Genomic DNA, 13,860 nt, shown 5'->3' on the forward strand with positions numbered 1-13,860 from the left:
CTATTTTTTCCCTTTATCATCATATATCAAAAATTGTTCTAAGTCTTTTATAAACTCTGGACTTAAACTATTCCATGCTTTTTCTAAGCGTTCAAGTCGTTTAAAGTTTCCTCTTTTTTTAGAGTTTTTACGATCTCGTATAAGATAATGGTATCGTATCATATCTTTTGACCAGTCACTTAAAATAGGCCAGTTTTTAACTATCTGATAGCTTACCTCTTCATGATCTGTAAAAGAATATTCACCTGTTTTTTTATCCTCGTCATCTCTATACGCAACGATTGGTTTACCTAAATCATGAAAAAATGCAGTCGCCAAAAACTTATAGTCTCTTGCTTTTAGAACTTGATAAACCACTTTTAGAGTATGGATAAACACACCATGCCTATGCCATTTGTTTTGTTTGAATAGTAATGTATCCCAAAATGCTTTTGAGCTTAGTTTATTTTTTACAGCCACGATATCACTTTCTTTTTTGTTTTCTTTTTTTCCCATTTGAGAGTTTCTAACTCAGGAGTATCTAAAAACTTTTTTGGGTAACCCACACATAAATAGCCCACAAGTTTATATTTTGAGCTAACATTTAAAGTTTTTTGTACTTTCTTATGGTCGATGATACTCACCCAACCTATACCTATGTTTAGACTTCGAGCCATGAGCCATATGTTTTGTATCGCACAAACTACACTATACTCACCCATTTTTTTAGAACTTGTTTGTCCTAGTACTTTTTTTGTAGGTTTTTTATAAAAAACAGCTATGTTTATAGGGGTTTCTCTTATACCTTCTAGTTTGAGTTTTGTATATAACTCTCTCTTTTTAAAATATTTCTTACTTTTATCATAAGCTTGATTAAAATTCTCATAAACTTTTTGTTTAATATCATCATCTTTTATAACTAAAAACTTCCAAGGCTGAGAAAACCCAACCGATGGAGCGTGTAGCCCTGCATCAAGTATCTTATTTATATACTTCTTTTTTATCTTTTTAGATAAAAAGTTATTTCCACGCACATCTCTACGAGAGTTGATAATGTTGTTTAGTGTTTTACTTTGTTTTTTGGTGAATTTCAACTTTTACTTTCTTTTTTATTATTAATATGTGTTTGTAAGTCATTTATTGCTTTTTTTAAGGGCTTCAATATATATTCATTTAAATTATATCCACTAATCTTGCCTTGTCTATTTTGTTGTTCTTCAATAACTTTTTCTTTTAAGGTATATAAAAAATCTTTTTCATTTTTTAATTCAGGAATATAAAGTTCATCTTGATATCTATCATTAATTAAATAACCAAATGTATATGCCGAATCATTTTTATTAATTAAAAATACTTCAAGTAGCTTGTCAATATCAATAAAAGATAATATAGCTTTATTATAGTATTTACTATTAACTCTTGTAGTAGAAATTAAATCATATAATTTCTCATCTTCATCCTTTAAATATTTAACAATATTCTGTGCATCTAGTTTTGTATTTTGAAGATGAAGTTTTTCTATTTTTAATTCTAAATATTCAAAAGTATTATTATCATATCTTTCAGGACTAAGTCTTTTATATCGTTTAATTTCAGATAATTGATCGTCTGTAACAAAATTATTTTTAAATATAAAATCAATATTCTGATAAAGAAGTTTATAAAGTTTATCTATATCTATTGTATATAAACCAATTTTCTGTAAGTCTAATAATTGTTTAGATATTTGCAATATATCATTTAGATTATATTTTTTATTTCCTAAATCAATTTCAACAGATTTAAGTATTCCTGGAAGTTCGGAATCTAAGAGTCTATTAAATGTAATCAGTTTTTTCCATTTAGGTATGTTTTCATCAAAATAATATTCAGAATCATGAAAAAAATTAATTATTTTCTCTATTTCTATAATAGAAGAATCCAAAATATCAGACCATATATTTAATGGCAATATGTATTCCATTCTATCAAGAAATTTATATTTTGAAATAAGTAACTTATATCCATTTTCATTTGTCTTAGAATTATTATCATTCAATAAAATTATTTTAAAGTATTTTTGTTTGCTTATTTCAATATCAGAAATAGAATATTTTGATAATCTACTTTCTATAGCTAATATGAAATATATTTTTATAAAATCTTTTATTAGTTTCTCTCTAAAATTTTGCAACTTTAAAGTATTAGATAATCTATCAAACTCTAATATAACTTGTCTAAATACCCGTAAATTATAGTAACCTGATTGTTTGTATATATTAATGATGTCGCATTTATAATCGAAGAAAAGTTCATTATCTTCAATCTCTTTTATAAAACTATCATAAGCTAACTTTGTATTTGATACTACTTCAAAAGTTTTTCCTATTAATTTTTCTTTTATTTCATGATATTTTTCAGATTTAAATTTTTCATCATTTGCTAGTAATATTACTTTATATTCTTGATGTTCCACAAAATAGTTAATATATCCAAGTAAATCATTTATATCGATACTGCATCTTTCTAAGTCATCAAAAATAAGTATATAATCTTTTGTATTTAGTAGATCTCCTGCATTTAAACTTGGCACTTGTCCACTAATACTTCCATCAGATTTCCCATCATCATCTAAATCAACTTTTAATGTAGCTTTTAAAAGTCCCTTTGCAATTTTACCTGCTAGTATAGTTTTTTTGTTATAAAGTTTTGGATGAAGTACTTCTAAAAACTTTGTCTCTATTTCATCATAAGAGGTTACACCATACAAACTTACATAAATATACTTTTTCTTATTCTCGTTTAATACATTTTTATACTCATTTATAAAGTGAGTTTTTCCACTTCCCCATTTACCTTTGAGCATTACAGCGTATTGAGGAGCAGTTGGTAAACTACAATAGTAATTTAAAAATTCTGTTATATGTTGATTGGGATTAATATTCATAACTTTTATTTAACTCTCCTATTTGACAACTTTTTCATTTTAGTATATAATACTCTCATAATTCGCTTTCGGGCACACCCATCTTTTAGATGGGGTTAAATAATCTTTTAGACTTTTCTGTTATTTGTACAAAATCTTCTTTATTTACAACACCAATTTTACTTAATACTCTTTTGATACTAAATGTTTTTAGTTGAAGTATCATAGCTGAGTTCTCAACTATCCCTTTTGATTTGTTATTATAGCAAAAAGAATGAAAATAATCATTCGATTTTATTGTGGTTGTTATAGAAATGCCTAAAAATAAATCACTTGTAAGTTTTTTTATTATAATTAATCACCACCTTTTCCGTATTCTTCACTTCCTATATTTTGTCCTAATTTAACCCAAAAAATCTCTCTTTGTTTTAAACCAAGTTTTCGTTTATTTTGCTGAGTTTCTTTTTTAACATTATTCCATTTATCAAAAGTATTTTCCATTTTATTATCCAACTATTTATTATAAATAAAGTATAACAAATTATTTTTTATGTTATTAAAAGAATTGCAAAATGTTAACAATTAATCTCAAACCACTCTTTAGGTAAATCTTCGCTTGACTTATTTGCCACAAAAATCATAGTTGCTACCATAGCTCGTGAGCTTGTATCTCCACCAGCTTTTGCATTTGATACTAGTAGTTCTTGTAAATCGTTTGGATATTTTGTAAGTAGATGAATAATACCGCTAAAACCTTCATCGACTCCACAAGCAGGACCAAAAGTTCGTATAGTGTCAAAACTATTTGCATCTTTTGATGCTGTACCCTTATCCACACCCTCTACTATAAACGAATCAAATGCATTTTTCAATGACAATATCTCTAGCTCGATATTTTTACCTTCACCAACTCTAAAAAGTAATCTAGCAAAAAATATTGCTGATTCTATAACTTTAGGGGAATTATGAGAAAGCTGCACAAATTTTTCTACATTTGATACAAATTCATCTTCATTTTTTGAGACCATTAGCAAAGGTGCTATTCTACCTATAACAGAAAAATCATCAGAATCAGAACCACTATTATTTCCAGCTTCTATATTTGCTAAAGTATTTCGTGTAGCTCCATCGATATACCCATTATATGTAGACATTTTATCTTGCCAAAATGTTAAATACTCCAACGGCTCAAATGAATCTTTATCTTGAACATACTCATCTAACCATTGCAGTTGATCTCCTATATGCGTAAAATCTCCTGCTTTTTTACCTTTGTGCCACATAGCTTGTGGTGCATTTAATTTTTCCCAGTTTATAGGAAGTTCAAGAAGTTGAGTTTCATCATACACCCAATGCGAACCTAAACTATAAGAATCAGCAACTTTTACGGCTCTTATAATCTCATCTATTTTTTCTTTTGTAAACATGATATATCCTTTTTGCCTTTTTTATTACTCTAATTATATCTTAAAATTTATCTTTTAAAAGTTTTATATTATTTCTAAACATAGTATGCAGGTATGTCCCAAAAACATTTTTATTTTCATTTTGCCAGCTTCCAACTTTTCCTATACCATTTGGTTTTTTAGACAAAGTATCAAAACCATTAGTATCATCAACAGCTTTACTATAATGAAAACTATGACCTTTTTGATTGTTTTCATTGTAATAGTATCCAAGTCTTGTAAATCTAGGTGTCATTGTAAATGAAACATCAAGTATACCACTCATCTCTTTTTCATCAATATTTTTTCCTAGATATATAAGCCCAGCACACTCTGCATAGACTTTTTTCGTTTTGGCATGAGTTATCAATGAATTTTTAAAATAATGAGAGTTTTTAATATTTTTATATGATTTTTCTGTTTCTACATATCCACCACAAATATAAACTACATCACAAGAGTCAGGAATCATTTCATCCAAAGTAGGGTTAATGATACTTACTTTTTCAAATATCTCTTTTAAAAAAACAAGATTATCATGGTATAAAAATGAAAAATTTTCATCAGTAACTACAGCTAAGTGTTTGTTTTGTTTCTCTATTTTATCAAAAGGATAGTTGTCATTTTTTGAACTTTGTTCTCTTGTAGAAAAACTCTCTAATAAACTCAAATCTATATTTTCTAAAACATCTTTACTAATAGTTTCTATTTTTGATAAATCATCTAAGTCAAGACCTAAATGTATATTACTTAAACTGGTTAACTCTTTTCTAATCCAGCCTAAAACTACGATGTTTTTATGATCTTTTTCTATGATGTTTTTGATAAGTGCAAAATGCATATTAGATGATACATGATTTAAGACAACTGCTTTGATTGTATTATCAGATTTGTAGGTTAGAAGTCCCTTTAAGACTGCACTTATAGTTATATATGAACCTTTACAATCCAAGATTAAAACTGTAGGAATATCTAAAAGTTTAGAAACACTATAAGCACTACAATCTTTATCGTCTCCATCATAAAAACCCATAACACCTTCCAAAATGGATACTTTTTTAGTGCTATAGTGATTATACAACCATTTTACTTGTGGTTCATTCATGATAAAACTATCAAGATTCACACTATCAGTCCCACAAACTTGTTTATGAAACTGAGGATCGATATAATCTGGACCTATTTTATAAGGTCTTACCGATCTTTTAAAGTGATACAATAAAGCTGTGGTAAGTATCGTTTTACCACTATTTGATGATGTCCCACTGATGCATAAATTTAACATTTATCTTTTTTGACCATCCAAGTCATACTTATTTAAATATCCTCTAGGTGTAAGAACTTTACCATGTTTTGTTAATTTTGCATTTGAATTACAAATCATAATAAGTGTAGACATAGTTACTTGTGGATGCTCTATATCTTGATTTATTAAATCTTGAGCAGTAGTGATAGTAATTTGTTCTTTTGGTCTACCTACATTTGAAGCGATGATAGCGATTCTATCTTGATATCCATCAGCCAAAGCTCTCATAAAATTTTGGTAAGGTAAGATTCTTTTTTTAGATTTAGGGTTATATATACCCATTACAAAGTCACAATCAAGTGCTGCTTTTACTCTTTTGTCGATAAGGTTAATATCTGTAAGTCTATCAGATAATGATATTATAGAAAAATCTTGCGATACAGGAGCACCAGCTTTAGAAGCAGCTGCTAAAAATGAAGTAACTCCAGGAAGCGAAATAACTTCAATTTCTCCCCATAAATCTCTCTCTTCCATTAGTTCAGTTACTAAAGTTGCCATACCATATACATTTACATCACCATTAGAAAAAATACAAGTAGTTTTTCCACTTAAAGCATAATCTATTGATTGTCCACATCGTGCAATCTCATGAGTCATACCAGATGTAAATAACTCTTTTCCTTCGATTAAACTTGCTAATTCTTTCGCATATTTACTATATGATACTACTACTTCACACTCATCAATTGCTTTTAAAGCTTCTGGAGTGATGTAGCTAGTACCACCAGCTCCTGTTGATACGATATATAATTTTTTTGCCATTTTTTATCCTTTATACAGCTGCTGCTATTGTTATTTTTTTATCATATACTTCTTTGTTTATGATAAGTTCTTTATATTTAGAGATAAGAACACTTGATGGTTCTGCTACACCTTTTAGTCCAAAAAACTTTGTAGATGCTGATGGAGAAAATTTACCTTCAAGGTTATTGATTTCTGATTCATTATAAAATTTAATATCAAAGTTATACTTTGTTGCAAACTCTAAAAGACCTTTCTCATCTGCTTTTGCTTCAAAAGATGCTATGTTTTCTATTTGTTCTATTATTAGTTTATTTGACTCTAAAAAAGATAAAAATGCTTTTTCAATATCTTCAAAACTAGTATCTCTGTTACAACCCATCCCTAAAAATACTTTTGGTTTAAAAGTAAGAAGAGGGCTATCAAAAGGAGTGATGTTTACACATAGTTCACTTGACTGCTTATCTACTCTTGTTAAGTTCTTTTTATTTGGAATCGTTTCAAAAATAGACTCATAGGTTAAAACTTCTACCTCTTTTTTGTTAAGTAGTGAGTTTGAAATAAGTGCTAACTCTTTTAAGTTATGAATCTCTAAATCATTTTTTTTGGCAAACATCTCAAAAGCCAATGTTTTAGTTTGATCTGTTGCTGTTGATACAAAATTAACACACCCATCTATTCTAGAAGCAATAGTGTCACTAAGCTCATTTGCCCCACCTAAATGTCCACTAAGTAAAGGAACAATCTTATCTAAAGCAAGATTGATAACAATAACAGCAGGATCAGTTGCTTTATCTTTTAGAAATGGAGCTATTTTTCTAACAACTGCTCCCATAGCTAAAATACAAATAATTGCATCATAACCTTCCCATGCTGGTTGCATAATCTCATCGATTTTTCCATAAAGATTTAAATGATCTAAATTATGCTCTAAATCTTTTTTACCAAATACATCTACATCATAATCATGTAAATGAGGCATAAGATTACAAGCTGCTGTTAAACTTGGTTGGTTGATTGTTACTACTGCTATTTTTAATTTACCCATTTTCTTGTGCCTTTTCTTCTTTTCTTTTCTCTTTTTTTGCTTCTACTTCTTTTACTAACGGTTTTACATAAAGATGAGACTCTTCTGTTTCTTTTTGATGTAAATAATCACCAAATAAAATTAAAGCTACCCCTCGTATATGTCCTACTTGTTCGTGTATATTAGAGATAGTACCCTTATATATTTTTTCTTCAGCCCATGTAGCTTTTTCTACTACCCAACAAGGAGTATCAGCAGAATAATCCATCTTTAAAGCTGTTTCTTTTAATTTTTTAAGTAATAAAATTGAAAGATAAAAAGCCAATGATGAGTTTTTACAAGCTAGAATATTTTCTAGTTTTTCAGGATTTGGAGTTTTCCCTTCTACTCTTGATAAAATCACTGTTTGTGAAACACCAGGAATAGTATACTCGATACCCAAGCTTGCAGCTGCCCCAAAAGCAGCTGTGATACCAGGTATTACAGAATACTCGATATTTTCCTCTTTTAAAAACTCTATTTGTTTTGCAATAGTTGAGTAAATCGATGGGTCACCAGTATGTACACGAGCTACTATTTTATCTTTATGTGTTGTTAAAAACTCGAAAATCTCTGGGTATTTCATCCCTTGAGAATCTACTACTAAAGCATCCTCTTTACACCAGCTTAATACTTCTCTTGGAACTAATGAACCTGTAAATAAAACAGCATCAGCCTTTTTTAAAATATTCATAGCTTTTACTGTTACTAATTCAGGATCACCTGGTCCTGCTCCAATAAAATATATCATTTTGTACCTTCTTCTTTTTCTGTTTTTTTAACTTTTAATTGAAATAGCTGTCTTTCAGGTTCTACTAAATCAAGTTTCCCTTTATATGTTGTAAGACTTATAGAGTGTGTTTCAAATTCTATTCTTGCATCATTTAAAACATTTATCATTTGGCTTAAGTGTTTTAATGTGATTGCATTTATAAGCATGATTCCATTTGTATCAAGTCTTTCGTAAAGATATGGCAAGGTAGCTATCACTTTCTCTCCACCACCACCTACAAATATTCTTTGTGGATTTGCTTCTAAAGTAGGGTAAATCTCTTGTGCTTCACCAACATATAACTCACAATTAACCACTTGATGATTTGTAAGGTTTGTTCGTATATGTTTTACTCTCTCTTCATTTTTCTCAAAAAAGATTGTATGTGTTTTATATCTTGCATATGCTTCGATACCGCAAGATCCACTACCAGCTCCAATATCCCATAATAGTTGATTTGGTTCTAAATCTAAGTTTTGAAGAGTTAACTGTCTTTTATACTTTTTAGTAATCATACCTCGTTCTGTATCAAAATCACTATCTGCACTTAAACCATTTTTATTTACAAAAAGTTTTTCTATCATTAAAACATACGGTTGTGTTAAATCAAATCTATTTTCATCAAAATTATAGATATCAATCTCTTCTATTACTTCATCTTTATATCCTAGTTTATAACCTATAGTTACTTTTGTATCTGATGGATTTAAAAACTTCATCGCTTTTTGCATTTTATTTATAGTGAGTTTATCGCACACTAAAAAAGTATATTTATTTGTTAAAAATTTTGTCAAATCTATATTTGGTCTACCGTGCAAAGAGATAGTATCTATTTCATTATCATTGATAAATAGTTTCTCTTGCATATATACTCTACTAGAAGTATTATTTATGATTTTTACTTGATCTTTTGGTAGTTTTTTCGCTACTAAGATACCCGCGCTATAGAAAAATGGACTTCCTGTTACGACATAAAGAATATTTTCTTTGTCATAGTTTTCTAGGATATATTCTCTTGCTATTTTAAAACCACCTTTTACTATATGCGCACCATCTTCTTTAAAGTTTTTATCACATATAATTTTATCAAAAGAAGATAAATCAATATCTTTATTTTGAAGATTATCAAAAGTATAGTCACCCATACCATTTCCGATAATTGTTACCATCCTGTTACCTCACTTTGTTCTAATATTAAGGCTTCTACATTTGATGTAGGAAACCACTGTTTTATTTGTTCATTTGCTTTTTTAGCAATCATCGTGTAAAGGTCGTTTACGAGTCCTATTTTTTCTAGCTCTTGAGAGATACCTTTTACAGTTAATGTTGATTCTATATCAACTTCATAACCAATTTCATTTTTTATATCTTCTTTTAATTGGACAAAGTCTATAGTTCCAAATCTGTTATGTGTATTTTTAAAACCTTGATAGACTTTTGTCATTTTTCCTATACCACATACAAAAATCACTTTTTTTATCTCTTTTTGTGTTGCTATTTCTATAGAATCGTATACAAAATTTGCTACTTCTACTATTTGAGCTTCATCATAACTCTCTTTAGAAACTCTAAAAGCAGAGTTTCCTAGAGTAAATATAAGAGGATTAAACTCATTTTCTTTTGCAAACTCTATCTCTGTACGAACAGAATCTATATATGCAGAGCTCGATACTGGTTTAACAATCCCAGTTGTTCCTAAAATAGATAAACCACCTACAACACCAACTTTTGAGTTAGCTGTTTGTTTTGAGATATTTTCTCCATCCGTGATACTCACACTACAATGTAAATCTAAATTTTCATAATCAAGTGAGAGTTTTTTAAAGATATCAAACATAGCATTTAACGGGGTAGGGTTGATAGCTGGAAAATCTGGTGTGATTTTCAAACCTTTTTTTGTAACTACTCCTACACCTAAACCTGCATAAATAGAAAGTTTATTTGATCCTTGTACACATACTTGTGCATTATGTGGAGTAACATTTAGTCTTAAATCATCAACTTTATCACTAATTGTTACAACAATTTCACAGTTTTTCGTAACATCTAAATCATCATTATCCATTTTGTTTGTTTTTGAAATAGATACTAATTTTGTAGATAAAAAATAGTCTAAAGCAGAATTAAAAATCATATAGGTGTGTGCACCTGTAGTGTATCCTCTTTTTAAAACTTTAGACATATTGTGAACTTCTTTCTCTAACTATTATATTTACTATTAACTGAAGCACCTACAAAAATAATTGCAGGTGTTAAAGAACGGATTTCAGTAAAAAAACCATCATCTTTATTTTGAATCTCTTCTAAAGTTGAAACTAATTTTGAAGCATCTTTTGTACTCCCTTTACTTAAAATAGCAATAGGTAAATCGAAAGGAAATCCTTTTGATATAAGTGTGTTAACAATATGTTGTAAGTTATAAATTCCCATCATGATTACTAAATTTTCGCGTGGATGATATGTTGTAACAATATCAGTAAATACTTCTAAATCATGCCCTGTAATCGTTCTGTATGAGTCATTGAATTTTCTATCAATAGATGGAATCATAAAGCTTTCAGGTACACTTGTTGTTGCACTTACTCCACTAATAATCTCAGGTTCAAAACCTGCATCTATAATAGCACGCACCTCTTCGTATCCTCGTCCAAATACAAATGGTGTACCACCTTTAAGTCGTACAACTACTTCATGTGTTTTTCCATACTCTACAAGTAAAGAATTGATATCTTCCTGTTTTTTAAGATGTTTATCTTTTCTTTTCCCAACATACTCTTTTATTACACCTTCTTTACAAAAGTCTAGTGCTTCTGGGTTTACAAGCGCATCATAAAGTACTACATCTGCTTTTTTTAAAATATGTACAGCTTTAAGTGTTAAAAGTTCAACATCGCCAGGACCTGCACCTACTAAATATATTTTTTTAGTCATTTGGGTACTCTTTGATTTCACTTATTGGAATCTGTGCAAACTCTACTATTTCATCGATATCTTTATTTGTTGCAAGTGCTGTAAATAATTCTATCCATTTCTCTTTGCTATATTTATGAATATTTCTTAACCAGAGGTTATTGTTTTTTGGATGACCATTTACTCTTGTATTTTCATATAAGTTTGCAACCGATCTAAACCTACATGCTCCAAAACATCCTGTACGAGATATTTTGATTCTATTTTCACCACGAGCTAAGTTTATCTCTTTTAATATATCTCTTAAATCTACAGATAGCTGATCTGATTTATGAGCTTTTTTACATCTTTCATCATGACATAAAAAGATTTGCGTTTTAAAATGCATAATAGGTTTTTCTGGGTCTAAAATTTTTGGTTTACAAGTAAAACCATCTACAACTTCACTTCCCATAAGGTTGTATGTTTTTGTAGGGTCTTGTTTTTGGTTATTTTCCATTGTACTTGTCTTTACCATCGTAATCTTTGATTAGTTTATATGTAGCATGAAGTGTCGCAACAGTCATAGTTGAACTTCCAAATCTACCTTCCATTATAACAGCAGGGATATCAAACTGCTCACAAAACCTTTTACCATAATCTTTAGACTCAACAACATTTACAAATCCAACAGGAAACAGAATAAATGCAACTTGAGATAAGTCAACACCCTCATCAAGTAAAGTATTAATAGCAGCATAAATAAAAGTAGGGGCATTACCACAACATAAAATCAAAGGTTCACCTTTATGTTTTTTGATAGCTTCTACAACAGCAGCATAACTTCTAGTCGTTTTATTTTTTTCTGCCATTTCATATGTAAATGGCTCATTGATATAACAAATAACTTCATTTTCATAAGTTTTAAGATAAAAATCACTCAAACCAACTTTAATCATATTTACATCAACGATTATTTTTGCTTTGTTTAAAAGTAGTTTTTGTATTCTAGGAATTGCATCTTCTGTAAAACAGATATTATTTAATACCTCTTCAAAACATGTAGAAGTATGAATCAGCCTACTAATAACTTCTATCTCATTTTCATCAAACTCTTTTGCTTTTGGATAGTCTTGTAGTTCTTCTTCAATCATCTCAAATGATTTTACTGATATATCTGCACCTATGTTTATAGGTGGTTGTTCTTGTATAAATTCTTTTGTGTTTTGCATATTTATTTCCATTTTATAAAATCTATAAATAAAGTCATATATTTTTTAACTTTTTTTACTTTCCCTTTTGTTGTTGTTTCCCCTAACATATTTAGGTTTTCAAAGGTATATATTTTTCCATTTTCTTTTATCTTTGCTGTTTCCATACCAATTTTTGGTCGCATATAAACTGTTGTACTTGGTACTTTTCGTTTATGAAGAGGTACTATTTTAAAAGCAGTATCTCCTAAACATAAAGGCTTTTTCATTTGTGAACTAGCATAAGAAAAAGATGTAATACCCGCTATAACTTCACTTTTTTTATACAACTTTTTATTTTGTTTTTTAATAATATCCAATAGATAATATACAGTACTATAAATAGCACTATCGCCTAAAGTTACAAAAGATACACTTCCATACTCTTTGATACCTTTTTTGATAATATCTACTTGATATTGCCAATCATCATGTTTAAAGTTCATAGGACTATAAATAGGAAGAATAGGTTTATCAAACCCAAACTCCTCCATAAGGTTTTTTACTATTTTATAAGTAATTGAACGATTAAAACTATGATCATGGCTTTTGGTGGGGATACAAATAGCTCCACAATTTTTTAAAGCTTTTAAAGCTTTAATCGTTACAAGTTCATGATCTCCAGGACCTAAAGATACCATAGATAGTTTTATTTTATCTTTTTTCTTATTTTTATGATGTTTAGTGCCCAAGTTTAGTAATCTCTTCTTTTATGTTATTTATAATTATATCAGTAGTATTTTTCCATTGAATTAAATTAAATTTATCATCTTCTGTGATGCTTTTTACTATTTTAGCTTTAAAGTGTTCAGATAACTCCTCAGTGATCTCAACCATATCTTTTATATAGTGATTTCCACTTACTAAAAGTAGGGGAATAATTTGTACTTTTTTTACACCATTTTTTTTCATTTTTCTAATGAGTTCATCTTTTATAGCAAAATAAGGAAATGCACCCTCTAAACTACAAGTATAGTTGTTTTCATTTTTATCTTCTAAATATTTTGCACTATAGCTAACAGATGCAAGTCCACCAAATTCTAGTTTTGGAGTACCATGAATAACATATAAATTTGCTGTATTTTTTTTACTTACCTTGTCATCTAACTCTTTAAAAAACAAAGTAGTATCTTTTGTTTTTGTTAAAATTGCATTTGAAAGTCTTATATTAGCAAATGAAAACTGTTGGAAACCATGAATTGTTTTCTTTAATAATTCATGCTCACAAGCAGGAAAAAGATTCACAGAAGATACAATAATATTTTTGTATCCAAGCATATCAACATCGGCCATAGTTTGAGCTAAGTTTTTATAGTCAAAACCTCTTCTTATCAAATCTTTAAGAACCATTCTTGAACTCACTGCAATAAATACATCAACCCCTGGAAACTCATCTTCTATTTGTTTTTTAAATGTTAAATACTTATCTTGTTCTATTACTGAACCAAAAACAGAAAGTATTATCGCTTTATCTTTTTTATAATGTCTATACCGTTTCATTATTACC

16 protein-coding genes are annotated in these 13,860 nt (G+C 28.8%); all 16 read right to left on the reverse strand.

Features of this window, described 5'->3' with window-relative positions; all coding sequences use genetic code 11:
• Complete coding sequence (locus ACMCMH_RS11040; protein ID WP_412725539.1) at positions 1–495, reverse strand: HD domain-containing protein; 495 nt, start codon at positions 493–495, stop codon at positions 1–3.
• Positions 450–1,073, reverse strand: coding sequence for a 5,6-dimethylbenzimidazole synthase (bluB, locus tag ACMCMH_RS11045; RefSeq protein ID WP_412725541.1), 624 nt, complete (start codon positions 1,071–1,073; stop codon positions 450–452). Before bluB ends, ACMCMH_RS11040 begins: the two co-directional genes overlap by 46 nt.
• Positions 1,070–2,905, reverse strand: coding sequence for a P-loop NTPase fold protein (locus tag ACMCMH_RS11050; protein WP_412725543.1), 1,836 nt, complete (start codon positions 2,903–2,905; stop codon positions 1,070–1,072). Before ACMCMH_RS11050 ends, bluB begins: the two co-directional genes overlap by 4 nt.
• A gap of 333 nt (positions 2,906–3,238) precedes the next feature.
• Positions 3,239–3,385, reverse strand: coding sequence for a hypothetical protein (locus ACMCMH_RS11055; RefSeq protein WP_412725545.1), 147 nt, complete (start codon positions 3,383–3,385; stop codon positions 3,239–3,241).
• A gap of 74 nt (positions 3,386–3,459) precedes the next feature.
• The gene (locus ACMCMH_RS11060; protein ID WP_412725547.1) at positions 3,460–4,311 is read right to left on the reverse strand and encodes an ADP-ribosylglycohydrolase family protein; all 852 of its coding nucleotides are present in this window, start codon (positions 4,309–4,311) and stop codon (positions 3,460–3,462) included.
• A 40-nt stretch (positions 4,312–4,351) separates the two neighbouring features.
• A complete protein-coding gene (locus ACMCMH_RS11065; RefSeq protein WP_412725549.1) occupies positions 4,352–5,614 on the reverse strand; it encodes a cobyrinate a,c-diamide synthase in 1,263 nt (420 codons plus the stop codon).
• On the reverse strand, positions 5,615–6,397 hold the full coding sequence (locus ACMCMH_RS11070; protein WP_412725551.1) for a precorrin-3B C(17)-methyltransferase: 783 nt from the start codon (positions 6,395–6,397) through the stop codon (positions 5,615–5,617). It lies immediately after the preceding gene.
• 10 nt (positions 6,398–6,407) lie between these two features.
• Positions 6,408–7,424 carry a cobalt-precorrin 5A hydrolase gene (locus ACMCMH_RS11075; protein WP_412725553.1) on the reverse strand — a complete coding sequence of 339 codons (1,017 nt, stop codon included), beginning with the start codon at positions 7,422–7,424 and terminating at the stop codon, positions 6,408–6,410.
• The gene (locus ACMCMH_RS11080) at positions 7,417–8,193 is read right to left on the reverse strand and encodes a cobalt-precorrin-4/precorrin-4 C(11)-methyltransferase (RefSeq protein ID WP_412725555.1); all 777 of its coding nucleotides are present in this window, start codon (positions 8,191–8,193) and stop codon (positions 7,417–7,419) included. Before ACMCMH_RS11080 ends, ACMCMH_RS11075 begins: the two co-directional genes overlap by 8 nt.
• The gene (gene cbiT / locus ACMCMH_RS11085; protein ID WP_412725557.1) at positions 8,190–9,383 is read right to left on the reverse strand and encodes a precorrin-6Y C5,15-methyltransferase (decarboxylating) subunit CbiT; all 1,194 of its coding nucleotides are present in this window, start codon (positions 9,381–9,383) and stop codon (positions 8,190–8,192) included. Before cbiT ends, ACMCMH_RS11080 begins: the two co-directional genes overlap by 4 nt.
• Positions 9,377–10,396 carry a cobalt-precorrin-5B (C(1))-methyltransferase CbiD gene (gene cbiD / locus ACMCMH_RS11090; RefSeq protein WP_412725559.1) on the reverse strand — a complete coding sequence of 340 codons (1,020 nt, stop codon included), beginning with the start codon at positions 10,394–10,396 and terminating at the stop codon, positions 9,377–9,379. The genes cbiT and cbiD overlap by 7 nt, the downstream gene beginning before the upstream one ends.
• A 17-nt stretch (positions 10,397–10,413) precedes the next feature.
• Positions 10,414–11,145, reverse strand: a complete 732-nt coding sequence (cobA, locus tag ACMCMH_RS11095; RefSeq protein ID WP_412725561.1) for a uroporphyrinogen-III C-methyltransferase — start codon at positions 11,143–11,145, stop codon at positions 10,414–10,416.
• Positions 11,138–11,623, reverse strand: a complete 486-nt coding sequence (locus ACMCMH_RS11100) for a (2Fe-2S) ferredoxin domain-containing protein (RefSeq protein WP_412725563.1) — start codon at positions 11,621–11,623, stop codon at positions 11,138–11,140. The genes cobA and ACMCMH_RS11100 overlap by 8 nt, the downstream gene beginning before the upstream one ends.
• Positions 11,613–12,335, reverse strand: coding sequence for a precorrin-8X methylmutase (locus ACMCMH_RS11105; protein ID WP_412725565.1), 723 nt, complete (start codon positions 12,333–12,335; stop codon positions 11,613–11,615). Before ACMCMH_RS11105 ends, ACMCMH_RS11100 begins: the two co-directional genes overlap by 11 nt.
• A 2-nt stretch (positions 12,336–12,337) precedes the next feature.
• Positions 12,338–13,045, reverse strand: a complete 708-nt coding sequence (locus tag ACMCMH_RS11110; RefSeq protein ID WP_412725567.1) for a precorrin-2 C(20)-methyltransferase — start codon at positions 13,043–13,045, stop codon at positions 12,338–12,340.
• A complete protein-coding gene (locus tag ACMCMH_RS11115; RefSeq protein ID WP_412725569.1) occupies positions 13,035–13,853 on the reverse strand; it encodes a sirohydrochlorin cobaltochelatase in 819 nt (272 codons plus the stop codon). The genes ACMCMH_RS11110 and ACMCMH_RS11115 overlap by 11 nt, the downstream gene beginning before the upstream one ends.
• Positions 13,854–13,860 lie beyond the last annotated feature (7 nt).

The sequence above is a fragment of the Arcobacter sp. 15-2 genome, assembly GCF_047159865.1.
In the GTDB taxonomy this organism is placed as follows: domain Bacteria; phylum Campylobacterota; class Campylobacteria; order Campylobacterales; family Arcobacteraceae; genus JAIOSF01.